Source organism: Pseudomonas paracarnis (assembly GCF_904063055.1).
In the GTDB taxonomy this organism is placed as follows: Bacteria; Pseudomonadota; Gammaproteobacteria; order Pseudomonadales; family Pseudomonadaceae; genus Aquipseudomonas; species Aquipseudomonas paracarnis.
In genome coordinates this window covers 32,335-56,936 of sequence record NZ_CAJFCN010000021.1, presented here as the reverse complement: position 1 = coordinate 56,936, position 24,602 = coordinate 32,335, and the positions used below count along the sequence as shown (strand labels likewise).

The window sequence follows — 24,602 nt, the reverse complement described above, 5'->3', positions numbered from 1 at the left end:
ACCACACAGGCGCTGGTAATACTGGCCCGCAAGCTTGCTAGGGTGGTGTTCGCTCTGCTGAAAGGGCAAAGCGAATATCAGCCAAAAGTTGGTTGAGGGTTGCCCCTCAACCATAGAATCTCCCACAGGGGGCCAACGGTGCTTCCAGAGCCTGGGGAAACACCAGGCTGAACCGCGTAAAACGCCCAGGCTGGCTGGTGACATGAGCATGCCCCTGATGCAAATGCATGATCGATTTCACGATGGCCAGCCCCAGCCCGGTGCCGCCCTCGGCACGGGTACGGCTGCTGTCGGCGCGGTAGAAACGTTCGAACAGGTGCGGCAGGTGGTGCGCTTCAATGCCTCGCCCCGGGTTGCCCACCGACAGCGATACGCTCTGCTCGTAGGTCTCCACCAACAGCAACACGGTAGAGGCCTCGGGTGTGTGGCGAATGGCATTGGACAGCAAGTTGGAAATCGCCCGCTGGATCATCAGCCGATCGCCCGTCACCCAGGCATCGCCGCGCAGGCTCAGGGTGATGTGTTTGTCTTCTGCACTCAGGGCAAACAACTCCATCACGCGCTGGGCTTCCTGCGCCAGGGACACCTCGGTGAATGAGGCCCGCGCCGCCGGGTGGCTGACCTGCGCCAGAAACAGCATGTCGCTGACAATCCGCGCCAGGCGTTCGAGCTCTTCGGTGTTGGATTCCAGCACCGCCTTGTATTCCTGCGGCGGGCGCTGGCGCGACAGGGTCAACTGGGCCTTGCCCATCAGGTTGGTCAAGGGCGCGCGCAGTTCGTGGGCCAGGTCATCGGAGAATTGCGAGAGTTGCTGCACCCCGGCGTCCAGGCGGTCGAGCATCACGTTGATGCCGTGGGCCAGTTCACCCAGTTCGTGGGGCAGGTTGTCCACAGACAAGCGATGGGTGAGGTCTTGGGTGGTGACTTTCGCCGCCACCTGGCTGAACTGCTTCAACGGTGCCAGGCCCCGTTGCACCAGCCACCAGGCGCCCATGCCAATCAGTATCAGCAGTAGCGGCAACGCAATCAGCGTGGCGCGCAGATAGGCACTGAGCAATGCCTGGTCGTCCATGCGGTCCAGGGACAGCAGCACCCGCACGCGTTCACCGTTGGCCAGGCGCATCAAGCTGGAGGCACTGAGTATCTGGTTGCCGTAGCTGTCGACCCAATTGAGGTAGCCCAGGGTTTCCCGTGGCTTGAAGTCGGTGAGCAGTGGCTCCTGGGGCTTGCTGCCGACGTTCAGCAGCACGCTGTTATCGGGCGCGGTACCGACGATGGTCAGGTGGAAATTGTCGTGGCCGATCACCAGGTCCATCAGCGAGTGCGGCCGGCCGCGAATGGCGTGGGCGTCCAGGCCCAGGGCCAGGCTGTGCTGGATCTGTTCCATTTTGCTTTCCAGGTTCTTGCGCGCGAGTTTTTCCAGCTCATGGGTGAGGGCCAGGTAGGCCAGGGTCGCCAGCAGCAACACCAGGCCCGCGCCCATCAGGCTGACCGTCAAGCCCAGGCGCATCGACAGGCTGCCGGTCTTCATGGGCGCGCTTCCAGCACGTAGCCCACGCCGCGAATAGTGTGGATCAGCTTGACCTCGCTCTGGTCATCCACCTTGGCGCGCAGGCGGCTGATGGAGACTTCGACCACGTTGGTGTCGCAGTCGAAATTCATGTCCCACACCAGGGAAATAATCTGCGTACGGGTCAGCACTTCCCCGGCCTGGCGCATCAGCACTTGCAACAGGGCGAACTCCTTGGTGGTCAGGTCGATGCGCCGGGTGCCGCGATAAGCGCGGTGGCGGCGCGGGTCCAGTTCCAGGTCCGAGACGCGGAACACTTCCGGCTGTGGAATGTGCTCGCTGCGACGCATCAGGGTGCGCACGCGGGCCAGCAGTTCGGGAAACTCGAACGGCTTGACCAGGTAATCGTCGGCGCCCATGTCCAGGCCCTTGATCTTGTCAGCCAGCCGGCCACGGGCGGTGAGCATCATCACGCGCTGGGTGCCGTTGCGGCGCAATTCTTCCAGTACTTGCCAGCCATCCTTGCCCGGCAGGTTGACGTCCAGAATCACCAGTTCATAGGCGTGTTGCCCTGCCAGGTGCAGGCCGTCGACGCCATTGGCGGCGCAGTCGACCACGTAGCCACTTTCGTTCAGGCCCTGTTGCAGGTAGTCGGCGGTTTTCTGCTCGTCTTCAACCACAAGAATACGCATGGGGGTTACCTCTTGAATTAGGGGGAGAGAAGGCGCCCATGTCCCTATGGCGGCGGTTTCGGAAGTGGGAAAAGTCTGAAGGCTAAAGTAGCTTTAGGGTCAACTGCGACCGTCGGTCGCATGTGTCGCAGGCAAAAAAAACGCCCCAAGCGGGGCGTTAAAAATTCATCTCTTTCCAAAGGAGCTACACAAAAGCTTCAGAGATGAATGTGCTCGGGTGAATAAGTTGAAGCGAGTATAGAAAGTTCCACTTAACGAGAAGCTGAGGCCAATATTACAATTTTGATAACTGGCTATTTGTGAACAGATGTTAGTTAATCGCGAGCGAATGTAAGGGCTACAGCACGACCAATGGGTATTCGGCAATCAGACGAACTTCTTCCAGGTCTGACTCGAACGCACTGGAGCGCACGGTGGCCTGGCGCAAGCGCAGGGACAAATCTTTCAAACGCCCACTTTGCACCACGTACTTGGCCTCGATATCCCGTTCCCAGCGGCGTTGATCGGTCAAGGGGTTACCCGCTGCATCGCGGCGCATATACACGGCATTGGCGTTGCTATAGTCGGCGCCGGTGCCTTTGCCGTAGCGGGTCATGAACGACAGGCCGGGAATGCCGAACGCCTGCATGTCCAGGTCGTAGCGCAGCATCCATGAGCGCTCCTTGGGCGCGTTGAAGTCGCTGTACTGGATGGAGTTGTTGAGGAAGATCGAGTCTGACTGGCGCAGGTAATCAAAATCATCGTCGCCGTTGTTGCGCTGGTGCGACACGGCCAGGCTGTGGGCACCGACCTTGACCCCGAGCCTGGCGCTCCAGATGTTGTTGTCGAACTCGCCGAGCCGTTTCTGGCCTTCGTCCACGGCCTTGTAATAGTTGAAGTCGCCGAACAGCGACACGTCGTCGGTCAGCGCGTAATTGGCATTGCTGCCGAAGTAGTACTGGTCCCAGGCGTCCTTCAAGCGGCTGCTGTACAGGCTAAAGCCCAGGTGGCTGTTGAGCTGATAGTCACCGCCGAAGTAGGCGATCCAAGGCGAGTCGACCTTGCCTGCATAGAAGGTGGCAAAGCCTTTGTTCATGCCGCTTTCACTGGGCTGGCTCATGCCGCTCAGGCGCCCGCCTTGCAGGCTCAAGCCTTCCAGGCTGGTGTTTTGCAGGGTGACGCCGCGAAAGCTCTCGGGCAACAGGCGAGAGTCGCCGTAGGCCACCACCGGGGTGAGTGGGAACACGTCGCCGGCCTTGATCACGGTGTCCAGCACGCGCAGTTTCGCCGCGCCGCCGATTTTGCTGTAGCTGTCTTCCGGCTGGTTGTCGCTGTTCACCGGCAGCACGCCGAACGAGCCTTTGCCGCCGCTGCGGCCGCTGCCCGAGTCAAGCGTCAGGCCGTACATGGCGAACGCGTCCAGGCCAAAACCCACGGTGCCCTGGGTAAAACCGGATTCGAATTTGCCGATAAAGCCCTGGGCCCAGGCTTCGGAGTAACCATTGCCAGTGGGGCTGGACTGGCCTTTGCGGTCATCGCGGTTGAAGTAGAAATTGCGTGCCAGCACGTTGATGCGGCTGCCCTCGATAAAACCTTCGGGCTTGTCCTCCACCGCCAAGGCGGCCATGGGCAGTGCAGCCATCAGTGAAAAGGGAAGGGTGTAATGACGAATGCTCATGATGCGCTCCTCGGTGATGGCAGTTATCGGCTTCTTATAGAGGCGGGCGTTTTTATTGATCTGGCCCTGGCTGATAGTTGCAAACGACGGATAACAGCTGCATGGCGCGAAGATTACAATTCTGGAAACTAACGGCCATCTAACAAATAAGTAATGTTCTGGTGAACCTGGCGTCAGGGTGGGTTGGTTAATCTCGACACTGAACTTTTCAGTCGAGGAAACCGCGATGAACTTTTATAAAGCAGGTTTGGCTGTATTAACGGCTGTGTTGTCATTCGGCGCACTGGCCGAAGGGGGTGGGGATCGCACCTTTGCCCTGATGATGGAGCGCAATGAGAAAGCCATGGCCGCCTACGCCATCAAAAAAGGCAAGCCGGTGCCTGAGGTCCAGGCGTACCGCTATGGCATGGACCTGGACATTGCCAAGGTCGTCAACGTGACGCCGCCGATCCGCTCGTGCAACGCCGTGCCGTCGCGCATGACCTACGAAGACTCCAGCGGCAAGCTCAATACCCTGGAATATCAGGTCATGGGCGTATGCCGTAACAATGGCGGTTGAAAATATAGTTCGGCCCAGGGCTCAAGCGCTCTTCAGAAAACCCCGGCAGCGCCGATGCAAGTGAGTACACCCACCTCACTTGCCTAACGGTGCCCCATGTTCAATACCCGCCTGAAGCAGGAGCTGACCGCTCTGCGCGAAGAATTGTCGAGCTTGCTTCAGGTGAAAGAGAGCCTGGAAAGCGAAATGCTCTGCCTGACGCTGGACCCTGAAGGCCGTGTGGAGTGGGCCAATGCCAACTTCCTGCAGGAGCTGGCTTACTCGCTGGGCGAGATTGTCGGGCGCGCGATCGAAGACTTGGTGCCGGCCCACGTGCGCCAGGACGAGTTCCAGCTGCGCTTCAAGCACGCGCTGGCCCGCGGCGAACACTTTGCCGGCGCCGTGCGCCTGATGCGCGGCAATGGCAAGGAAGCCTGGTTGCGCTCAATCGTGCAGCCGGTGCGCAGTTCGGAGGGGCGCATCAAGCAGTTTTCGATGTTCTCCAGCGACCTTACCCGCACCATCGAGAGTTCGCGTGAACATGAAAACCTGATCACCGCGCTGATGCGTTCTACTGCGTTGATCGAGTTCGATCTGGAGGGGCATGTACTCACCGCCAATGACCGCTTCCTCGGCGCCATGGGTTACAGTCTGGCGCAGATCGAAGGCAAACATCACCGTATGTTCTGTGAACCACAGGAATACAACAGTGCCGAATACCAACAGTTCTGGAAGCGCCTGAACGCCGGTGAGTTCGTCGCCGCGCGCTTCAAACGCGTGGACAGCCACGGCCGCCTGGTGTGGTTGGAGGCCACCTACAACCCGGTGCTGGACGCCAATGAGCGGTTGTACAAAGTGGTCAAGTTCGCCACGGTCATTACCGACCAGGTCAACCGCGAGCAGGCGGTGGCCGAGGCCGCCAATATTGCCTACAGCACCTCGTTGCAAACCGACGACAGCGCCCAGCGCGGTACCACTGTGGTCACCCAGGCCGTGGACGTGATGCGCGACCTGGCCCAGCACATGCAGCAGGCCGGCGAAGGTATCGAGGCGCTTAATGCCCAGTCCCAAGTGATCGGCAGCATCGTCAAGACCATCAGCGGCATTGCCGAGCAAACCAACCTTTTGGCGCTCAACGCCGCCATCGAAGCGGCGCGTGCTGGTGAACAGGGGCGGGGCTTTGCGGTGGTGGCCGATGAAGTGCGGCAATTGGCGTCACGCACCAGCAAAGCCACCGAGGAAATTGTCGGTGTGGTGCGCCAGAACCAGGACATGGCCCGCGACGCGGTGGCCTTGATGGCCGACGGTCGTGCGCAAGCCGAGCAGGGCCTGGCCCTGGCGGCGGAGGCGGGTACCGTGATCGTCGAGATTCAGGACGGTGCGCAAAAGGTGGTGAGTGCGGTCGGGCAGTTTGCCAATCAGCTGTCGAGCTGACCTGTCGGGCTTGTGCTTGAGGTATCGTAGGTCTTTTCTCGCTTGCAGAGCTGATCGACCATGAGCCCTACGTTCCGTCGCCCCGTACCACTGTCCAAGGCTTACCGTTTGCTCAACCACGGGCCGACCGTGTTGGTGAGTGCAGCCCGCAACGGCCAGCGCAATATCATGGCCGCTGCCTGGGCCATGCCGCTGGATTTCGAACCACCGAAAGTCGCGGTGGTGCTCGACAAGGCCACCTGGACCCGCCAACTACTGGAAGGCGCCGGCACTTTTGTGCTGCAGGTGCCTTGTGTTGCGCAGGCTGATCTGGTGCAGACGGTGGGCAATACCCGCGGCGTTGAAACCGACAAATTCGCAGCCTATGGCCTGCACACTTTCAGCGGTGAGCACACCGAGGCGCCGATGCTGGAAGGCTGCGTGGCCTGGCTGGAATGCCGCTTGCTGCCCGAGCCGCATAATCAGCAGACCTATGACCTGTTCCTGGGCGAAGTGGTCGCGGCCTATGCTGATGAGCGGGTATTCAGCGAGGGCCGCTGGCATTTTGAAGGGCATGATGAACTGCGCACGTTGCACCATGTGGCGGGCGGGAATTTCCTGGCCATTGGCCAACCGATTGTCGGGCGCCAGCTCTGACAGAGGCGCAAAGCCACGAAGATCAACTGTGGGAGCTGGCTTGCCTGCGATGGCATCACCTCGGTGTACCTGATGTACCGAGGTGTCTGCATCGCAGGCAAGCCAGCTCCCACATGGGGTTTATGGTGTCTTCAGGTTCGTGGCATGCACTCGAGGGTGCGGTTTACTACGGTCTTGGCCATCTCCAGCAAGTGCCATACGGCATGGATTCGGGCGCGGTCGTGGGGTTGCAGGTGATCGCAACAGTCCCACACCGTGGCCGATGCGCTGTTGATCAGATGGGAAATATAGAGTTGAGCGTCTTCGAAGCTGAGTTCTTCATTGACGACTAGGCAATCCATGGGTGGATCGGGAAGTGCTTTGGTCATGGTGTAACTCCTGATTGAGGCAGAAGCCGGCCCAGTCGCGACTAAACGAAGGGTGGCGGCTGTACGCAGGTTAGTCGACCGGCTAATCAGGAAAATCCGGCGCACCCGAGGGTGCCCTGCGCACAGCCACCATAAAACCTCATGGAGGACCATGCGCCTGATTAGAGTCCGGGCGACTAAACCCGATCACTGAAAAGGCAGTGACGGGCCGAAGACTAGCCATCGATTCCAACAGGCACAAGGCGGCAGGGATTGTCTCGGAAACGTCCTGCAATTTAAAGGGACGCAGCTTGCTGGCCCTTTACAAACCATGACCAAATGCCAGCAACGCCACCTCATCCAACTGTGGGAGCTGGCTTGCCTGCGATAGCGGTGTGCCTGATACACCTAGGTGTCTGCATCGCAGGCAAGCCAGCTCCCACAGTCCAACCCAGTACTCAGCGTCCGAGCATTTTCACCCAACGCGATGGCGGCATGCCGTAGGTGCTGCGAAATTGGCGGGTCATGTGGCTTTGGTCGGTAAAGCCTGCGGTCATCGCCGCATCCACCAACGATTGGCCCTGGGCCAACAAGTGGCGCACCAGGTCCATTCGGCGCATGGTCAGGTAGCGGTAGGGGCTGGTGCCGAATAACAAACGAAAATCCCGCGATAACGCCCACCGGTCGCGGCCGGCGTGGTCGGCAATTTCATCCAGGGTGATGCTGCGGCCCAGGGCGCTGTGGATGAATTCACGGGCGCGTTCGGCCGCGATGTAGTCGAAGGATTTACGGCGGATGATGGCCCCTGACGCAGCGCTCAGCGCGTGGGCCAGGTCGAACATTGCGTCTTGCTCTTGCATCGGGTCTATCGGGCAATCCAGGCTCTGCAGCAACACTTCGCTGGCGCGGTGCAGCCGTGGGTCGGTGGACAAGCCGCCGGGGATAAACGGCAACGGCTGGCCACCGAGGATCTGCTGGATCAGCGCCGGCTCCACATAAATCATCCGATACTTGAAGCCTTCGTTGCTGCCGGCGCGACCGTCATGGGTTTCATCGGGGTGGATCACCATGGTGGTGCCAGGCAGGCTGTGGGTCGTGCCGCCGCGATAATGAAAACTCTGTACGCCGAACAACGTGCGCCCGATGGCGTAGGTGTCATGGCGATGAGGGTCGAAGGCAAAGCCGGCAAAGTACGCCTCGATACGGTCAAGGCCACTGGCGTGGGGCGCGCGGTGCAGCCAGTCGAGGGAGTGGATGGGGTTGCCCATGGTGACTTGTCACAAAAGGAGGTGGAAACACGTTAACTGAGTCTGCACCGGTTGTCTGCTGGGGTCTTGTACGATTGTGCAGGTATTGGGCAATGCACATCGGGTAGCGAATCGCTGACCACCCATGGTAAGAAGCCTTACTTTCAACAGTGAGGCCGGGCCATGAGCAAGGTGCGGGTAGGGATTATTTTTGGGGGGCGTTCGGCTGAGCATGAGGTCTCGCTTCAATCGGCGCGCAACATTGTCGATGCCCTTGATCGCTCACGCTTCGAGCCGGTTTTGATCGGTATCGACAAGGCCGGTCACTGGCACCTCAATGACACCTCGAACTTCCTGCTCAACCAGGAAAACCCGGCGCTCATCGCCCTCAACCAGTCCAACCGTGAATTGGCCGTGGTGCCCGGCAAGGCCAGCCAGCAAGTGGTAGAGACCTCTGGCCAGGGCGTGCTGGAACACATCGACGTGATCTTCCCGATTGTCCACGGCACCCTCGGTGAAGACGGTTGCCTGCAAGGCTTGCTGCGCATGGCGGACTTGCCCTTCGTCGGTTCCGACGTACTCGGCTCGGCGGTGTGCATGGACAAAGACATCAGCAAGCGCTTGCTGCGCGACGCGGGCATTGCGGTCACGCCGTTCATCACCCTTACGCGAGCTAATGCGGCGCGCACCTCTTTTGAAACGGCCGCTGGCAAGCTCGGTGTGCCGATGTTCGTCAAGCCCGCCAACCAGGGTTCGTCGGTGGGGGTAAGCAAAGTCGGCAGCGAAGCCGAGTACCGCGCTGCCGTTGAACTGGCGTTGGGGTTTGATGAGAAGGTGCTGGTGGAGTCCGCCGTCCAGGGCCGTGAGATCGAATGCGCCGTGCTGGGCAATGACGAGCCCATCGCCAGCGGTTGTGGCGAGATCGTGGTGAGCAGTGGTTTCTATTCCTACGACAGCAAATACATCGATGGCCAGGCCGCCCAGGTGGTGGTGCCGGCGGCGATCAGTCATGACGCCAGCGAGCGGATCCGCAGCCTGGCCATTGAGGCGTTTGAAGTGTTGGGCTGCGCCGGGTTGGCGCGGGTGGATGTGTTCCTGACGCAGGACGGCGAAGTGCTGATCAACGAGATCAACTCACTGCCCGGTTTTACCCGCATCAGCATGTACCCCAAGCTGTGGCAGGCGGCAGGCATGAGCTACAGCGAGCTGGTGAGCCGGTTGATCGAGCTGGCGCTGGAGCGGCATGCGGGGCGCAAGGGCTTGAAGATCAACCGCCAGTGATTGGCCCGAAGCAGTAACGCGATCAGGCGTTACTGAGTACTTCGCGAAAAACGTCCGGCCTTATGGCCGCAATATGCAGTAGCGAACGTGCTGCTCCGGAAGGTGCGCGACGCCCTTGCTCCCATTCTTGAAGGGTTCTTACTGACACGCCCAGAAGCTCGGCAAATTTGGGTTGTGAGAGCCCTGTCTTGCTTCTTGCTTCGGCAGCCTGAGTGACCTCAACGTGCTGCACGGCACCGTAACGTCCCGCTTTGACATCCTGAATGGCTGTGAGTAGTTCTTCGCCTATATTGCGTTTGGCGTCACGTTCCTTCAGTTCTTTATCAGTGAGTGGCATGGTTCATTTCCTTTGCGATTTTGTACAGGATATGTGCCGGAATATTCTCCGTGGCGCTCTTGCCATAAATCAGTAGCGCGACGACTGCTCCGCACTCCAGTTGTGTGGTGTAGATGACCCGCACTGATCCACTTTTACCCCGGCCCTCCATGCTCCAGCGTATCTTTCGGCAACCTCCCGAGCGCGGAATGACATTTCCAGCATCAGGATGGCTGGCGAGAAACGCCATGAAGATACCTTTTTCATCTTCAGTCCAATAGTCAGGCCATTGCCTGCTGAAGAGAGGGGATTCTATGAGAGTGAACACGCGAAATTCTACGTCTTTGACGTAGCCTCTGGCAAGAAAGGGCGGGCCAGAAAATCGCAGGTGAGATGGGGCTGCTCAAGAAGGTTTTTATCGCAAAAGATGACATGGCACTTTGAGTTCTGGCGCTCCGCGTAGGATTTAAGGCGTAAGGGTGCAGGTCTTTTTTTATAAGCCTGTACGGATAGATCAACACCTTAATCACCCAACGCCTCACCTTCACGCCGAGGGTCCGCGCCACCACTGAGCGTCACCTTGCCCTGGGCATCCCGTGTGCGCACGATGGCCTGCACGCCGCTGGTCATCTCGATCTCGCTCAGGGCGTGGCCCTTGTCCTTGAGCGCCTGTTTAAGCGCCGGGCTGAACAGCCCAGCTTCCAACTCGGTAGCACCATTGCGACTGCCGAAGTTGGGCAGGCTGATGGCCGCCTGCGGGTCGAGCTTCCAGTCGAGCATGGCCACCAGGGATTTACTCACGTACTCGATGATCTGCGAGCCGCCGGGGGAGCCGACGGTAGCCAGCAGTTCGCCCGTGTTGCGGTCGAACACCAAGGTCGGCGCCATGGCCGAGCGTGGGCGTTTGCCCGGTTGCACGCGGTTGGCCACAGGCTGGCCGTTTTCTTCGGGGATGAAGGAGAAGTCGGTCATCTGGTTGTTGAGCAAAAAGCCCTGGACCATCACATGAGAGCCGAATGCCGCTTCAACCGTGGTGGTCATCGACACGGCGCCGCCCTGGTCGTCCACCGCCACCACCTGTGAGGTGGAGATGCGCAGCGGCGAGCGGTCTGGCGCATACGCTACCTGAATACCGGCGGGTTGGCCGGGCTTGGCGATGCCCATGCTGCGTTCGCCGATCAGCGTGGCGCGCTGCGCCAGGTAACTCGGTGCGACGAGGCCGGCGACGGGTACGGGGGTGAAGTCTGCATCGGCCACGTACAGCGCGCGGTCGGCAAAGGCCAGGCGCCCGGCTTCGGCGAGCAGGTGCACGGCCTCGGGTGTCGGCTCAAGCCCGGCCGGCGAGGCACTCTTGACCGGTGTCATAGGGGCGATGGCCAGGCGCGGGGTGCGGGTTTCCAGCGCCTGCAGTGTCCCGAGGATCTGCGCCACGGCAATCCCGCCCGAGGACGGCGGTGGCATGCCGCAGACCTTCCATTGTTTGTAGTCGGTGCACAGCGGTGCGCGTTGCTTGGCGGTGTAGCTCTTGAGATCAGCCTGGGACAGGCTGCCGGCATTGCGATGGCCCTGCACCTTGCGTGCGATCTCATCGGCAATCGATCCTTGGTACAGCGCATCCAGCCCTTCCTTGGCGATGCGCTTGAACACCGCGGCCAGAGCCGGGTTTTTCAACAGCGTGCCGGTGGCTTTTGGCGAGCTATCGGCATTCAGGAAGTACGCCGCCATGTCGGGCGATTGCGCGATAAAACGGTCAGCCGCGATCAAGCTGTGCAAGCGTGGGGAAATGGCGAAGCCTTGCTCCGACAGGCGAATCGCCGGTTCAAACACCTTGGCCCATGGCAAGCGGCCGCTCTTTTTGTGCGCCATCTCCAGGGCGCGCAATACCTCTGGAGTGCCCACCGAGCGCCCGCCAATCTGCGCATCCGTGAACGCCATGGGCGTACCGTCGGCCTTCAGGAAAAGACGCTCCGTGGCCCCGGCCGGCGCAGTTTCGCGGCCGTCATAAGCCTGCACGTTGTGCCCATCCCACAGCATGATGAACGCACCGCCGCCGATGCCGGAAGACTGCGGTTCCACCAGGGTCAATACCGCTTGCATGGCAATCGCCGCATCAATGGCTGAACCGCCTTGACGCAGCATTTCACGCCCGGCTTCAGCGGCCAGCGGGTTGGCGGCGGCGGCCATATGGCGCTCGGCGTGGCGGGTGCTCAGGTCGGTGCGGTAGCCCGAGCCCAGCTCTGGCGCCGGAGGCTGTTCGTTGACGGGCGTGTGGCAGGCGGCGAGGGCCAGGGTTGCGGCGATGACTGTCAGGCTGCGGCGGGAAATCAAAAACACGCGCTGAACTCCGTTCATGTTGAGAAGGTGCTGTGGTCCTTGGGCTACTGCGTTGTTTACAGGTAAATCGTGCCTTGCATGTACAGCACGGCCTTGCCGGAAATAATCACCCGGTCACCCTGCAGTTCACAGCGCAGCTGGCCCTTACGCTGGCCGCCTTGCTCGGCGCTCAATTGCGATTTGCCCAGGCGCTCGGCCCAGAAAGGTGCCAGCGAGGTGTGCGCCGAGCCGGTAACCGGGTCTTCATTAACGCCCACATTCGGGCCGAACCAGCGCGAGACAAAATCAAACCGAGTGCTTTTAGCGGTCACCGCAACCCCGCGTTTAGGCAGGCCTTTGAGCCGCGCAAAGTCCGGTGTGAGAGCCGCCACCTGTGCTTCATCTTCCACCAGCACGATGTAGTCGTCGGTGCCAAACACCTCGGCTTTTTCAAGCCCCAGGGCGCTCAACATGCCTTGGGGCGGCTCGCAGCGTTCGGGTTTTTTGGCCGGAAAATCCATCGCCAGCTCATCGCCGTTGCGCGTTACCCGCAACTCGCCGCTACGGGTGGCAAAGCGCAGAACCTGCGGGGCGTCCGCCAACTTGTGGATCAATACCCACGCGGCTGCCAACGTGGCATGGCCGCACAGGTCCACCTCAACTTCCGGCGTGAGCCAACGCAACTCATAGAACTCGCCACGGGGTACAAAGAACGCGGTTTCCGAAAGATTATTCTCGGCTGCAATCTGCTGCAGTTGCTCGTCGGCCAGCCACTCAGTGAGTGGGCACACCGCTGCCGGGTTGCCGCCGAAGGGATGGTGACTGAAAGCGTCGACTTGGTAGATGTCCAGTTGCATCGGGGCACTCCGTGTTTAGGGGAGGCAGGACACTAACAGTGGGGTTGGGGGGCGTCAAAATACAGTTGGGGAGTTTTTTTGCGCGCATAAAAAAACGGCCTACCTTTCGGTAAGCCGTTTTTAGTACTTGGTGGCTACACAGGGACTTGAACCCCGGACCCCAGCATTATGAATGCTATGCTCTAACCAACTGAGCTATGTAGCCAAGTGGCGCGCATTATTCGCTTGGAACGGCAATGCGTCAAGCGTTTTTGTTGAAAATTTTTCTACGCTTTCAACTGTTTAAGCCAAAGCGCTGATTTTGGCGACGGGCGGTGGCGAATGCACCGTGCATGAGGGGAGCGCAAGCGCTAAGCGTCTTCGAGGATCTACTCACGGGCCCAGTCCGACAGTGTTGGGCAGATATCCCTGTCGCCCAACGCTTGACTGGCTAGTTCAACTTACTGATGCAGTGGGGTGTGGGTGACGCGCTTGAGCTGTTCGCGTGCCCGTGACAGGCGCGAGCGCACGGTGCCGATAGGAATGTCCAGTACGTCGGCGGTGTCCTGGTAACTGCCGTCGGTTTCCAGGGAGGCATACAGTGTTCTGCGCATCTCTGTGGGCAAGTGATCAATTGCGCTCAGGGTATTTTCCAGGCGTCGGTTGACCTCGAATTCCCAATCCAGGCTGTGGTTTTCTTCATGGCCATGCCACAGCGACTCGTCGAATTCGCAATGAGAGGGCTTGGCATACAGGCGCCGGAAGTGATTGCGGATCAGGTTCTGCGCGATGCCGCACATCCAGGTGCTGAGCGTCGCGGTACCACTGAAGCGCTCGCGATTGCGCCAGGCCTCCAAGTAAGTCAGTTGCAATAGATCATCCGCGTCTTCCGGGTTGAGGACCCGTTTGTGAATGAAGCGCCGCAGTTTTTTCTGTTGATCGTCTGTCAGATGGAGCATGAATTGAGGCGAATTGCCACCAAGGTGAACTAAGGCTTCAATAGGGATATTCATGATTTTTTCCTTAAGGTAGACGCAGTCGAAAACGTATCGACAGGAACCCGATTGCACTGCGTGTGCCAAAGAGAAAAAATCGTTTAATAGCTTGATATACATAGATAAATATTTTGAATGGAGGTGTTTTTACGCAGACTTTTGCACGGGGGAACAGGTGCCTGTGCAAGTCTTTTCAAACCCGCCTCAGCCTCAAATTTCTATGGAACCGTATGGGTGGGCCTCGCCACACAGGGAAAACACTCTTCCTGAACTGGCCTGTCCATGAAAGTCGAATCTCGCAACGATGTGCAAACGGTCCAAAGCTCGGATCAACCTGTTATCAACACTGGCTCCGTGCCTGCACCTGCGAAGGGTGTCGACGAACTGGCCCATCTGTTCAATCAGGAAGTGGAGCTCAATAAGCTCCCGCTGGCCCATCGGCAAATGGGCGTGCGCGTGCCTGCGGCTGAAAAGCTGGTGGAGCTTTATGACCAGTTGGGTCACCCGGCCCAGGCGAGCATGGCTTCGGTTTCGCGCCGAATCAGGATGCAGTTGCTGCAAAGCGCCAGTCTCGAAAAATTGCTCGACCTCGCCGGAGGCGACCCGGCGCGTGCTTTCGTGGTGCTCAAGCATGTGGTGAGCGAGGCGGACGCTGAAGTCCGTAAATCCGAAGCGGCCCTGGCACACGCAGCCATCGCCAAGCTGGAGGCGCGTTTCAAGGGCGAAATCCAGGCCGGCCTGAACATCGCCTTAACACTGCAAGCCGCCAGCGTGGACCCCGAGGAGCGCCAGGCCCTACGTGCGCTCTACTACGCCAGCGTGGTCACGCGCCAATCCCTGGCAACAATGATGCAAGCCCTGCTGGGTGTATACGGCGGTGATGGGTTTCAAGAAGGGCTTAACGTGATGCGTAAAGCCCTGGCAGACGATATTGCCGCCTTGGTGTCCTCGGTGCCTACACCATTGCTGCGCTCCTTGCTGGTGGGGCTGCGAAGCTGCGGGCAGTTGAGCGCAGTGCTGGCCAGTTGCGTGACGTGCAAGCAGCGCCTGGAGATGGAGGATGAGGCCGTTACGCTGCTGCAGCGCCTGCTCGGATATGCCAGCAGCGGCATAGGCGCCGATGAAATTCTGCGGTTGGGGAATGAGATGGGGAGTGGTTCGCCTACCAGGCAATTGACAGCTCTCAACGCGCTTTACCCTCTGATCCGGCAGTTACCTTTGGCCTTGTGGCCTGACACCAGAGTCCGTGAGGAAACCTTGTTCAAGTTTGTAGCGGTGATGGACGAACTGAACCGGATCGATGGCGGAACCCAGCGTTCTCCTGAGCTGGCCGAGGCTATGACGTGACTCTGCTGTCGACCATCAATGGCTTACTGCTCAAAGTGGCACAGCGAGCTGAAGTGCTGGGCGCTGTGGTGGTCATGGCCATTATCTTTATCTTTATCGTTCCACTGCCGACCTGGCTGGTAGATATTCTGATTGCTCTCAATATCTGCATATCTTGCCTGTTGATCGTACTGGCGCTTTATCTACCGGGCCCTTTGGCGTTCTCGTCGTTCCCGTCGATCCTGTTGTTGACCACTATGTTTCGATTGGCGCTGTCGATCGCGACCACGCGCCTGATCTTGTTGGAACAGGACGCCGGTGACATCGTTGAGGCGTTCGGTAATTTTGTGGTGGGGGGAAACCTGGCGGTGGGGATGGTGATCTTCCTGATCCTGACCCTGGTCAACTTCCTGGTGATCACCAAGGGTTCGGAGCGGGTTGCCGAGGTCGCGGCGCGATTTAGCCTGGATGCAATGCCGGGTAAGCAGATGTCTATCGACAGCGATTTGCGTGCCGGGTTGATTGACGGTGTGCAGGCGCGCGACAAACGCGATCAGCTGTCGCGTGAAAGCCAGCTGTTTGGGGCCATGGATGGCGCCATGAAGTTCGTCAAAGGCGACGCCATCGCCGGTTTGATCATCGTCGTGGTCAACCTGTTGGGCGGCTTCTCCACGGGCATGTTCCAGCACGGGTTGAGCGCTGCCGATTCCATTTCGTTGTATTCGGTGCTGACGATTGGCGATGGCCTGATAGCACAGATTCCAGCGCTGCTGATCTCTCTGACTGCGGGCATGATCATCACCCGCGTGGCGCCGGATGGACGCAAAGGCGTCAGTAACATGGGCGTCGAAATTGCTCGGCAAATGACCAGCGAGCCCAAGAGCTGGGTGATTGCCTCGGTGGGAATGCTTGCGTTTGCCCTAGTGCCGGGCATGCCTACCCTGGTGTTTATTCTTATCGCGCTGATCACCGGCTGTGTGGGTTACTACCTGGTCCGCCAGCGTCAACGACAGGCAGAGCCCGCCAACGAAGCCGCCGAGGTCGTTCGACCTGAAGAGAACGGTAAAGAGGACTTGCGCGGATTTGATCCGTCGCGCCCCTACCTATTGCAGTTTTCCCCCGTGCTGCGCGGAACGCCTGAGGTGACGGACCTGATTCATGGGATTCGCCAGGCGCGAAACTCGCTGGTCGCCAATATCGGCCTGACATTGCCGCCGTTCGAAGTTGAACTCGATGATTCCCTGGCCGCCGATGAAATGCGCTTTTGCGTGCATGAGGTGCCCATGGTCAGGGCGTCAGTGGTCAACCATGTGGCTGTTGAGCGCAAGGCGCTGACGGTTGAGCCTGAGCACGCCATACCGGGGCTGGCTGAGCGGGATGAACAGGATTGGCTCTGGTTGCCTCCTGATGACCCGCTGCTGGAGGACCCAGAGCTGGAGCGCTTCACGGCTACGCACCTGATCCTGGAACGCATGAGGCAGGCAATGATGCTCAGCGGGCCGCAGTTCCTGGGGATTCAGGAGAGCAAGTCGATCTTGAGTTGGCTTGAGCATAACCAGCCGGAACTGGTGCAGGAACTGCAGCGCATCATGCCGCTCTCGCGTTTTTCGGCGGTGTTGCAACGCCTGGCCAGTGAAGGCGTACCGCTGCGAGCAGTGCGGCTGATTGTCGAGTCGCTGATCGAGTACGGGCAGCATGAGCGTGAGCCGGAAGCCCTGGCCGACTATGCGCGCATTGCCCTCAAGGCACAGATCTACCACCAGTACAGCGAGGCCGATGGCCTGCATGCCTGGCTGTTATCTCCGCAGAGCGAAAACATCCTGCGCGAGGCGCTGCGCCAGACCCAGACCGGCGTGTTTTTCGCGCTGGACGAGAACCACAGCGCGGCCTTTATCAGTTTGCTCAACCAAGCCTTTGTACTAAGGGCCAAGAGAAAAAGTGTGATGTTGGTGGCGCAAGACTTGCGCAGCCCATTGCGGACCTTGCTGCTGGAAGAGTTCAACCATGTACCGGTGCTGTCTTTCGCTGAGTTGGGAAGCACATCCAAGGTCAAGGTCCTGGGGCGCATAGACCTGGGCCAGGAAGCCTTGATGCGGGGGGCGGCGGCATGAGCCTGCGGCCATGGTTAATACGAAGGAGGGCTCGATAATGTATGAGCTAAGGGTGCTTGATGGCCAGCGCCAGGGCGCTGCGTTGCCGTTGTTTGGCGAACAATGGAGCATTGGCGCCCAGGCAGATGCTGACTTGGTGCTGAACGATCCAGGGGTTGCCGAGCAGCATGCGTTGCTGCGCTTTTTTGAGGCTAACTGGTCGGTGCAGGCCCAGGCGGAACTGTTGTACGGGGCTGCTGGGCAAGCCATGGCGCAGATCCCGAATCTGGCATTGAACGTGCCCTTTCTGGTGGGCAGCGTAAGGTTGTGCGTCACCCTGGCGGATCAACCGTGGCCCGAGCCTGTGGCGCCGGCGGCCGCAGCGGTGCCATCGCCGGATGAACCCGTGCAGGCACTGATGTTGTCCGCCATTGCGCCCTCGCAGCAAAAGCGCTTGATCAGCCTGGTGCTGGTGATGGCGATCATCATCGCCGTAGTGGGCATGGTCTCGACAGGGGAGCATGAGGCCCAGGCTTCGCTGATGCCTGCGGTGGCTGGCAAACAGGAACTGGCCTCGCCGATTGATGTGCGCCAACAGTTGGTGAAGATGCTTGGCGAGCGTGAGTTGAACCCGCGCATCGGCTTGCAGGTGATCAACGGCCAAGTCGTGCTGAGCGGGGATGTTTCCCAGGAGGATGTGGAGTTGGTGTCGCGGATGCTCAGCCGTTTTGGTGAGCAATTCGACAGTGCGGTGCCGGTGATCAGTCGTGTCCGTGTGCGCGATGAGGCCTTGCCGTTCAGGATTGTGCAGATAGTGGGCGGACCGAACGGCCACGTGGTTCTGGAAGAGGGCAGCCGGCTTTTTCTGGGGGATCAGATAGACGGCCTGCGCCTGGTGCTGATCGACAACAGCAAGGTGGTTTTCGACGGTGCGCAGCGTTATGAGGTGCTTTGGTGAGTACGCAATTGCAAGCGCGTCTCGACGCCTGGCAACAGCGCCAGGCCCAGGCGCTGAGCAGCTTTGCGCCAGTGGCGATGCGTGGTCGCATCCAGCGCGTCAATGGCATGTTGCTGCAATGCCGATTGCCTCAGGCGCGCATCGGCGATTTGTGCCAAGTGGAAAAAGGGCCGGGCGATTTCATGCTCGCCGAAATCATCGGCTTTGATCAGCAGGATGCAGTACTCAGTGCCCTGGGTAATCTGGAAGGCGTACGAGTGGGCGCTGGCGTTGAGCGCCTGGGCGTTTCGCATCGTGTGCAGGTCAGCGAGGCGCTGTTGGGCCAAGTACTGGATGGTTTCGGGCGACCGATTACGGGGCAGGGCGCCAGTGCGTTTGTCGAAGCTGAACTGCCCGATACCAGTGCGGTGCTGTGTGAAGCGCCGTTACCCACCGAGCGCCCGCGGATCAACCGTGCCCTGGCCACTGGGGTGCGTTCCATTGATGGCTTGATGACGCTGGGTGAAGGCCAGCGCGTCGGTCTGTTCGCCGGGGCCGGTTGCGGCAAGACGACCTTGTTGGCCGAGATCGCCCGTAACGTCGAATGCGACGTCATCGTGTTCGGCCTGATCGGCGAGCGAGGCCGCGAGTTGCGTGAGTTTCTCGACCATGAGCTGGATGAGCAACTGCGCTCCAAAGCGGTACTGGTGTGTGCTACGTCTGATCGCTCCAGCATGGAGCGCGCTCGCGCTGCATTCACCGCCACGGCGTTGGCTGAAGGTTTTCGGCGCAAGGGTCAACGGGTGTTGTTGCTGATTGATTCCCTGACTCGTTTCGCCAGGGCCCAGCGCGAAATTGGCCTGGCTGCCGGTGAGCCCCTGGGACGCGGTGGTCTGCCGCCTTCGGTGTACAGCTTGCTGCCGCGTCTGGTGGAACGCGCCGGGTTGACCCGTGACGGTGTGATCACAGCGATCTACACGGTGCTGATCGAGCAGGACTCCATGAACGACCCGGTGGCCGACGAAGTGCGTTCGTTGCTTGACGGCCATATCGTGCTGTCGCGCAAATTGGCCGAGCGTGGGCACTATCCGGCGGTAGATGTGCTGGCGAGCCTTTCACGAATATTGAGCAACGTCGCAGAACCTGCGGATATCCAGGCGGGCACGGCGTTGCGGCGTTTGCTATCGGCGTACCAGCAGATTGAGTTGATGCTCAAGCTGGGCGAGTACCAGCCTGGCAGCGATGCCCTGACGGACCTGGCGGTGAACAGTCGCCAAGCGGTGGATGGTTTCCTGCGCCAGGATTTGCGTGAGCCGACACCGATGGCTGTCACGCTGGAGCAACTCAAGGAGCTGACCGCCCATGTCCCATTCTGACGTACTGCTCGGTGAGGTGGAGACGCTGCAGCGCCTGCGCAGGCACCGGGCCGATCGGGCCGAGCGTGCCCTGCGTGAGGCCAAGCGTGCGCAGCAGGCCCTGCTTGCGCACATCCAGCAGGCCCAGGAAGCACTTGAACAGACTCGGCAGGAGGAAGCCCGGCAAAGTGCGCAGTTGCTCAGTCAGCATCAGGGCCAGACCCTGACCTTGAAGGGGCTGAAATCCTGGCGCGCCCAGGAACACTCCTTATCCGCCAGCACCCAGCGAGAAGAGGGGCAGCTTGAGGCGTTGCGCAGCCAACGGCCAGTAAAAGAAAGCCACGTTGGCAAAGCCCAGAGGCAAGCCACCGAATGCTTGCGACAGGTTGAAAAGTTACAGGAGTTATCACTTTTACTGGCACGGGAGCCGGCATGACTAAGGTTGCTAATAAACCCCCTCAAAGACCGCCCCTGCGTGAGCCTCGGGAAGAACGTGAGCCGGGAACAGCGGGCGTGGTGCCCTGGGAGCAAGGGCGACTGTTTGCGCGGCTGTTTGCTGATGAGCGTGAGGGCACAGGGACGGGAGCCTCCTTATCGGGAAAAAAATCAGTATCCGGTATCGCCATGATCGAGGCGCTCGCCGAACAGCTGGCGCCGCGTGTATTGGCCGGTTCGCAATGGCCGTTGCAGGCAGTGTTGTACTTGCCACGTCTGGGACGGATCAATGCCAGCGTGCGCCGAGAACAGAGCGCCTGGACCATTGAGCTGGAAGCTGAACAGGGCGCCACGGCACGCTGGCTCAGTGGCGTACGACAGCAGTGTGAGGAACGTTTTGCGCAAGCGCTGGGGCGGCCAGTCAGCGTACTTGTGCCAAGCGTCGGCAACCTATGATCGTACCGCTACTGACATTCCCGTCGATCAAGAGCGACTTGGTTGCCGCACGCAACCGACTGGGGCGCGGCCTGTACCTGCCGTTCCATGTCGCGGGTCAGGCCGGTGAGCTGCGGCTTGAGCCTGGACGTGCGCCAGTTGGCAGTGAAGCGGTGTGCTTTGACACGCAGTGCGGCGTGCTGGCGCTCGCTAAGGCAGGGCCGTTGCTCAGCCTGATGGGCGAGTGTCCGGTGACCCTCGCTGGGGCCGACAACGAACCAGACTCCTGGTTCTGGGCGTTGTTCCAGTATTACCTGAGCCCCGAAGTGCGGTCGTTGTTGGGTTATGTGAGATTGCTGCACACCGAGCGACCAAGGGGGTTTGGCTGCCGCCTCACCGTGACCCTGGGGGCATCCTGGGCTGAGGGTTATGCCTGGTTGAGCCCCGAAAGCTTTTTGGCCTTGCACGAGGCGAGTTCCTGGCGGGCCACGGCTGCGCCACTGCCGTTGTCGTTTCAATTGGCAATTGCCGTGACCCTTGGGCGGTTGCGGTTACCGATTGTACAGGCCAGTAGCCTGCGGACCGGCGATGTGCTGGTGCTTGAACAGACCTTCTTCCAGGCCCTGGGCAGCGGCTATGTGCAGGTTGGCAGAGAGCGCCTGCACGGGGGCATTGACGATGACAACGGGCGGTTACGTTTCATTCTTACTTCTATCGAGGACATGTCCGTGGACGAAGATTTAGCTGTACCTCATTACTCGGGGCATGAAAACGATGAACCTGTCATGGATGTATTCGGCCCCGAGCCGTTCGATGAGTTGAGCATGACGCTGAACGTACGCTGCGGAACACTGAACCTTACCCTGGGGGAGCTGCGTAACCTCGTGCCCGGCTCGGTATTGGGCATTGCCGGTTTCGCCCCGGGCACGGCGGGACTGTATTACGGGGATCGACCCATCGGCCAGGGACAGTTGGTGGAAGTTGACGGGCGTCTGGGGTTGCAGTTGTCCCGAGTGGTGTTCGGTCGATGATTCTTCAGGGGCTGGACCCGGTAGTTCTGGCGGTATTTCTGGGGGCGTTGTCGTTGATGCCCATGCTGTTGGTTGTCTGCACAGCCTTCTTGAAAATCGTGATTGTGCTGATGATTACCCGCAATGCCATCGGCGTACAACAGGTGCCTCCAAGCATGGCCATCAACGGAATCGCCCTGGCTGCCACCTTGTTCATCATGGCGCCGGTGGGTTACGAGATCGCCGAGAACCTCAAGGCTTCGCCTCTGGACATGACCAACGTGCAAACGTTTCTGAGTACCGGCAATGAGGCCATCAACCCCTTGCGTGCCTTCATGCTGCGTAATGTGGACCCGGATGTGCTGACCCATCTATTGGAAAATACCGCACGTCTGTGGCCAGCGAAAATGGCGCAGGAGGTGCAGCGTGAGGATCTTATCCTGCTGATTCCGGCCTTTGTGCTTTCGCAATTGCAGGCGGGGTTCGAGATCGGGTTCCTGATATATATCCCCTTCATCGTGATCGACCTTATTGTTTCCAACCTGCTGCTGGCGCTGGGTATGCAGATGGTCTCGCCGATGACCATTTCCCTGCCACTCAAGCTGCTGCTGTTCGTGCTGGTGTCTGGCTGGTCGCGGTTGCTCGACAGCCTGTTCCTTTCTTATCTCTGAGTGGCGTATGGAACCTATCGTGCTGTTCAAGCAGGGCATGTTGCTGGTGGTTGTACTGTCGGCGCCGCCGCTGATCGTGGCGGTGGTGGTGGGGGTACTGACTTCCCTGGTACAAGCACTGATGCAGATCCAGGACCAGACATTACCCTTTGGTATCAAGCTGGTGGCGGTGGGTGTCACATTGATCCTGACGGGCCGCTGGATTGGCGTTGAGTTGATCCAGCTGATCAACCTGACGTTTGAAATGATCGGCCGTTCGGCCCTGAACTGAGGCGTTGCCTGTGCTGCTTTATCTTGACTACCTGCCCAGCCTGGTGATTGGCATGGCGCGTATTTACCCCTGTGGCATTTTGGTGGCGGCGTTTTGTTTTCAGCACGTGCGAGGCCTGCCTCGGCACACCATCGTGATGGTCCTGGCGCTGCTGCCCGCGCCGGGTATTCACGCAGCTTTGGCAGGGCAGGACCCTTCAGCAATCATGCTCGGTGCGCTGATGATCAAGGAAGTGGTCCTGGGGTTGCTGCTCGGGGTGTTGCTGGCGATGCCGTTCTGGATGTTCGAGTCGGTCGGGGCACTGCTGGACAACCAGCGTGGAGCCTTGGCAGGTGGCCAACTTAACCCGTCACTGGGGCCGGACGCGACACCGATCGGGCACATGTTCAAGCAACTGGCGATTTACCTGTTGATGGCCGTTCTGGGGTTGGGCACGCTGACCCAGGTGATCTGGGACAGTTATCTGATCTGGCCACCCACCGTGTGGTTTCCGTTTCCAGCGGCTGATGGCATGAGCGTATTTGTCGGGATGCTGAGTGACACGTTCATGCACATGATGCTTTACGCTGCGCCCTTTATTGCCGTGTTGTTGCTGTTGGAGTTTGGCATCGCGTTGCTGGGCGTCTACAGCCAGCAATTGCAAGTGAGTACCTTGGCGCCACCGGTTAAATGCCTGGCGGGAATCGGTATTTTGTTGCTGTACTTTGCATTGTTGCAGGATCTTATTGTCGGGCGTATGAGCCAGCTGGGTGACCTTAAGCACTATCTGGGGCTTTTGTTCTCGGTCTCGGCACCGTGAGTGATTCGGGGGAAAAAAAGCACCCGGCGTCCGCCAAGAAACTGCGTGACCAACGCAAGAAAGGTCAGGTCGCGCAAAGCCAGGATGTGAGCAAGCTGTTGGCACTGACGGCTATCAGTGAAGTCGCCTTGTTCACTGCCGAGACCAGTTTGCAGCGCTTTCAGCAACTGATGGTGTTCCCGATGTCGCGCTTGAGCCAGCCGTTTGTGCGAGTGCTGGAAGAAGTACTGGTGGAGGGCCTGGTCATGTTTTTCTCGTTCTCTCTGCTGATGGCCGGGCTTGCAATTGCTGCGAAGCTGATTGGCAGCTGGATGCAGTTCGGCTTGTTGTTCGCCCCGCAAACGCTCAAGCTGGATTTCAATCGCCTCAACCCTATCAGCCAGATCAAGCAGATGTTTTCTGCCCAGTCTTTGATGAATCTGTTGATGAGCATAGCCAAGGCGTTCCTCCTGGGCCTGATTGTGTACGTGGTGGTTTGGCCCTCTTTGGGGGCGTTGATCAATCTTGCCAACAGCGATCTGCAGAGTTACCTACTGGCGCTGATCGCGTTGTTCCGTCACTTGCTGCATGCCTGCCTGGGGCTGTTGCTGGTGTTGGCGTTGATCGATCTGACGTTGCAGAAGCACTTCTTCGCCAAGCGTATGCGCATGACACAGGTTGAGGTCGTCAAAGAATACAAAGACATGGAAGGCGACCCTCATGTGAAGGGGCAGCGCCGTCAGTTGGCGCAGCAATTGGCCCAGGAGGAACCGAAGGTCAAACTGCCCAAGCTGGAAGAGGCAGACATGCTGGTAGTCAACCCGACGCACTTTGCGGTCGCCCTGTATTACCGTCCTGGCAAGACGCCTCTGCCCCTGCTGATCAGTAAAGGCACGGACGACGAGGCGCGAAAACTGATCGCGCGCGCGAAGGCCGCCGAGGTGCCCGTGATTCAGTGTGTGTGGTTGGCGCGTACGATCTACACCAAAAAGTTGGGAGCCAGCATTCCTCGCGAAACCCTGCAGGCCGTGGCGTTGATCTATCGCACCTTGCGCGAGCTGGACGATGACGCCAAACGCGAGACGCTGGAGCTCCCGGAGCTTGACCAGCGCTGATCAGCGAATGGATCGTGGGTCCAGGACACTGAGACCTGCCAGCGAGAGCATCCGGCTCAGCGTCCTGTCCAGATTGCCGGGCGGTGTTGGCAGCGCGTGCCAGATCACCATGGCGCCCTGGGCATCGAGGTAGACAAAGCACCCCTCGAAGACCAGGGCCTGCTCAAAGCGGCGCTGTAATATCCGTTGCAATTGCCCGGCTTGCAACGCTTCGCGAGCGACATGCAGTGCCAGCCCCGGGCGATTGCCGGCCTGCAACGTGCACACTTTGATACCGGGCGCGAGGGACTGGTGAGCGGCAGCGCCGCTCACCAGGTCGTTCAGCACTACCTGGGGTTGGTTGCCGGGCATTTGCGTCGTGCTCATCGCTCCAGCGA

The 24,602-nt window shown here is 59.7% G+C and carries 26 protein-coding genes, 1 tRNA gene and 1 pseudogene; 16 read left to right on the top strand and 12 right to left on the bottom strand.

All coding sequences use genetic code 11. The features are described 5' to 3' along the window. Positions 1-106 precede the first annotated feature (106 nt). The 3 genes from JMV15_RS26440 to JMV15_RS26430 form a co-directional block, all read right to left on the bottom strand. Positions 107-1,531, bottom strand: a complete 1,425-nt coding sequence (locus JMV15_RS26440) for a heavy metal sensor histidine kinase (protein WP_201491962.1) — start codon at positions 1,529-1,531, stop codon at positions 107-109. Further along, on the bottom strand, positions 1,528-2,202 hold the full coding sequence (locus JMV15_RS26435) for a heavy metal response regulator transcription factor (RefSeq protein WP_014716797.1): 675 nt from the start codon (positions 2,200-2,202) through the stop codon (positions 1,528-1,530). Before JMV15_RS26435 ends, JMV15_RS26440 begins: the two co-directional genes overlap by 4 nt. A 337-nt stretch (positions 2,203-2,539) precedes the next feature. Next, entirely contained in the window at positions 2,540-3,859 is a 1,320-nt protein-coding gene (locus JMV15_RS26430) for an OprD family porin (protein ID WP_038448772.1), read from the bottom strand. A gap of 226 nt (positions 3,860-4,085) precedes the next feature. Between JMV15_RS26430 and JMV15_RS26425 the strand changes: the two genes are divergently transcribed. From JMV15_RS26425 to JMV15_RS26415, 4 genes and pseudogenes are all read left to right on the top strand, one after another. Beyond that, positions 4,086-4,418 carry a DUF2790 domain-containing protein gene (locus JMV15_RS26425; protein ID WP_014716799.1) on the top strand — a complete coding sequence of 111 codons (333 nt, stop codon included), beginning with the start codon at positions 4,086-4,088 and terminating at the stop codon, positions 4,416-4,418. Between the two features lie 96 nt (positions 4,419-4,514). Then, a pseudogene (locus tag JMV15_RS28845) lies at positions 4,515-5,291 on the top strand (PAS domain-containing protein); the annotation flags it as partial. Between the two features lie 108 nt (positions 5,292-5,399). Beyond that, positions 5,400-5,831, top strand: a complete 432-nt coding sequence (locus JMV15_RS28840) for a methyl-accepting chemotaxis protein (RefSeq protein WP_370712620.1) — start codon at positions 5,400-5,402, stop codon at positions 5,829-5,831. A gap of 60 nt (positions 5,832-5,891) precedes the next feature. Next, complete coding sequence (locus tag JMV15_RS26415; protein ID WP_038448774.1) at positions 5,892-6,467, top strand: flavin reductase family protein; 576 nt, start codon at positions 5,892-5,894, stop codon at positions 6,465-6,467. 131 nt (positions 6,468-6,598) lie between these two features. Here the strand turns inward: JMV15_RS26415 and JMV15_RS26410 are convergent, their stop codons facing one another. Both JMV15_RS26410 and JMV15_RS26405 read right to left on the bottom strand, forming a co-directional pair. Further along, the gene (locus JMV15_RS26410) at positions 6,599-6,835 is read right to left on the bottom strand and encodes a DUF6124 family protein (RefSeq protein ID WP_014716802.1); all 237 of its coding nucleotides are present in this window, start codon (positions 6,833-6,835) and stop codon (positions 6,599-6,601) included. Between the two features lie 437 nt (positions 6,836-7,272). Then, entirely contained in the window at positions 7,273-8,082 is an 810-nt protein-coding gene (locus tag JMV15_RS26405) for an AraC family transcriptional regulator (protein WP_201491961.1), read from the bottom strand. A 162-nt stretch (positions 8,083-8,244) separates the two neighbouring features. Between JMV15_RS26405 and ddlA the strand changes: the two genes are divergently transcribed. Beyond that, positions 8,245-9,342 (top strand): D-alanine--D-alanine ligase, encoded by a 1,098-nt coding sequence (ddlA, locus tag JMV15_RS26400; RefSeq protein ID WP_038448779.1) that lies wholly within the window; start codon positions 8,245-8,247, stop codon positions 9,340-9,342. Between the two features lie 22 nt (positions 9,343-9,364). Here the strand turns inward: ddlA and JMV15_RS26395 are convergent, their stop codons facing one another. From JMV15_RS26395 to JMV15_RS26370, 6 genes are all read right to left on the bottom strand, one after another. Continuing rightward, positions 9,365-9,679, bottom strand: a complete 315-nt coding sequence (locus JMV15_RS26395) for a helix-turn-helix domain-containing protein (RefSeq protein WP_019817027.1) — start codon at positions 9,677-9,679, stop codon at positions 9,365-9,367. After that, a complete protein-coding gene (locus JMV15_RS26390; RefSeq protein WP_019817026.1) occupies positions 9,666-9,986 on the bottom strand; it encodes a hypothetical protein in 321 nt (106 codons plus the stop codon). The genes JMV15_RS26395 and JMV15_RS26390 overlap by 14 nt, the downstream gene beginning before the upstream one ends. Before the next feature lie 194 nt (positions 9,987-10,180). Then, complete coding sequence (ggt, locus tag JMV15_RS26385; RefSeq protein ID WP_201491960.1) at positions 10,181-12,010, bottom strand: gamma-glutamyltransferase; 1,830 nt, start codon at positions 12,008-12,010, stop codon at positions 10,181-10,183. A gap of 38 nt (positions 12,011-12,048) precedes the next feature. Next, positions 12,049-12,828 carry a PhzF family phenazine biosynthesis protein gene (locus JMV15_RS26380; RefSeq protein WP_038448781.1) on the bottom strand — a complete coding sequence of 260 codons (780 nt, stop codon included), beginning with the start codon at positions 12,826-12,828 and terminating at the stop codon, positions 12,049-12,051. Positions 12,829-12,956: 128 nt separating this feature from the next. After that, positions 12,957-13,033: transfer RNA gene (locus tag JMV15_RS26375), tRNA-Met, on the bottom strand. Positions 13,034-13,268: 235 nt separating this feature from the next. After that, entirely contained in the window at positions 13,269-13,820 is a 552-nt protein-coding gene (locus JMV15_RS26370; RefSeq protein ID WP_014716807.1) for an RNA polymerase sigma factor, read from the bottom strand. Between the two features lie 264 nt (positions 13,821-14,084). Here JMV15_RS26370 and JMV15_RS26365 point away from each other — a divergent pair, with 264 nt between their 5' ends. From JMV15_RS26365 to sctU, 11 genes are read left to right on the top strand one after another with little or no spacing between them, the layout of a single operon-like run. Continuing rightward, a complete protein-coding gene (locus JMV15_RS26365) occupies positions 14,085-15,149 on the top strand; it encodes a TyeA family type III secretion system gatekeeper subunit (protein ID WP_014716808.1) in 1,065 nt (354 codons plus the stop codon). Then, positions 15,146-17,239, top strand: coding sequence for a type III secretion system export apparatus subunit SctV (sctV, locus tag JMV15_RS26360; RefSeq protein WP_038448783.1), 2,094 nt, complete (start codon positions 15,146-15,148; stop codon positions 17,237-17,239). Before JMV15_RS26365 ends, sctV begins: the two co-directional genes overlap by 4 nt. A gap of 37 nt (positions 17,240-17,276) precedes the next feature. Next, on the top strand, positions 17,277-18,176 hold the full coding sequence (locus JMV15_RS26355; RefSeq protein ID WP_038448786.1) for an FHA domain-containing protein: 900 nt from the start codon (positions 17,277-17,279) through the stop codon (positions 18,174-18,176). Continuing rightward, the gene (locus JMV15_RS26350) at positions 18,173-19,531 is read left to right on the top strand and encodes a FliI/YscN family ATPase (RefSeq protein WP_014716811.1); all 1,359 of its coding nucleotides are present in this window, start codon (positions 18,173-18,175) and stop codon (positions 19,529-19,531) included. Before JMV15_RS26355 ends, JMV15_RS26350 begins: the two co-directional genes overlap by 4 nt. Continuing rightward, positions 19,518-19,946: a type III secretion system stalk subunit SctO gene (gene sctO / locus JMV15_RS26345; protein ID WP_038448788.1), complete on the top strand. Its 429-nt coding sequence runs from the start codon at positions 19,518-19,520 to the stop codon at positions 19,944-19,946. Before JMV15_RS26350 ends, sctO begins: the two co-directional genes overlap by 14 nt. Then, positions 19,943-20,401 (top strand): type III secretion system HrpP C-terminal domain-containing protein, encoded by a 459-nt coding sequence (locus JMV15_RS26340; RefSeq protein WP_172832673.1) that lies wholly within the window; start codon positions 19,943-19,945, stop codon positions 20,399-20,401. Before sctO ends, JMV15_RS26340 begins: the two co-directional genes overlap by 4 nt. After that, positions 20,398-21,411 carry a FliM/FliN family flagellar motor switch protein gene (locus JMV15_RS26335; protein WP_014716814.1) on the top strand — a complete coding sequence of 338 codons (1,014 nt, stop codon included), beginning with the start codon at positions 20,398-20,400 and terminating at the stop codon, positions 21,409-21,411. Before JMV15_RS26340 ends, JMV15_RS26335 begins: the two co-directional genes overlap by 4 nt. After that, positions 21,408-22,061: a type III secretion system export apparatus subunit SctR gene (gene sctR / locus JMV15_RS26330; protein ID WP_014716815.1), complete on the top strand. Its 654-nt coding sequence runs from the start codon at positions 21,408-21,410 to the stop codon at positions 22,059-22,061. Before JMV15_RS26335 ends, sctR begins: the two co-directional genes overlap by 4 nt. Before the next feature lie 7 nt (positions 22,062-22,068). Next, positions 22,069-22,332: a type III secretion system export apparatus subunit SctS gene (gene sctS / locus JMV15_RS26325; RefSeq protein ID WP_014716816.1), complete on the top strand. Its 264-nt coding sequence runs from the start codon at positions 22,069-22,071 to the stop codon at positions 22,330-22,332. Positions 22,333-22,342: 10 nt separating this feature from the next. Continuing rightward, entirely contained in the window at positions 22,343-23,131 is a 789-nt protein-coding gene (sctT, locus tag JMV15_RS26320; RefSeq protein WP_020301451.1) for a type III secretion system export apparatus subunit SctT, read from the top strand. Beyond that, entirely contained in the window at positions 23,128-24,225 is a 1,098-nt protein-coding gene (sctU, locus tag JMV15_RS26315) for a type III secretion system export apparatus subunit SctU (protein WP_020301452.1), read from the top strand. The genes sctT and sctU overlap by 4 nt, the downstream gene beginning before the upstream one ends. Here sctU and JMV15_RS26310 read toward each other — a convergent pair whose 3' ends face one another. Next, positions 24,226-24,591 carry a transcriptional regulator gene (locus JMV15_RS26310; protein ID WP_102666821.1) on the bottom strand — a complete coding sequence of 122 codons (366 nt, stop codon included), beginning with the start codon at positions 24,589-24,591 and terminating at the stop codon, positions 24,226-24,228. Between the last annotated feature and the right edge of the window lie 11 nt (positions 24,592-24,602).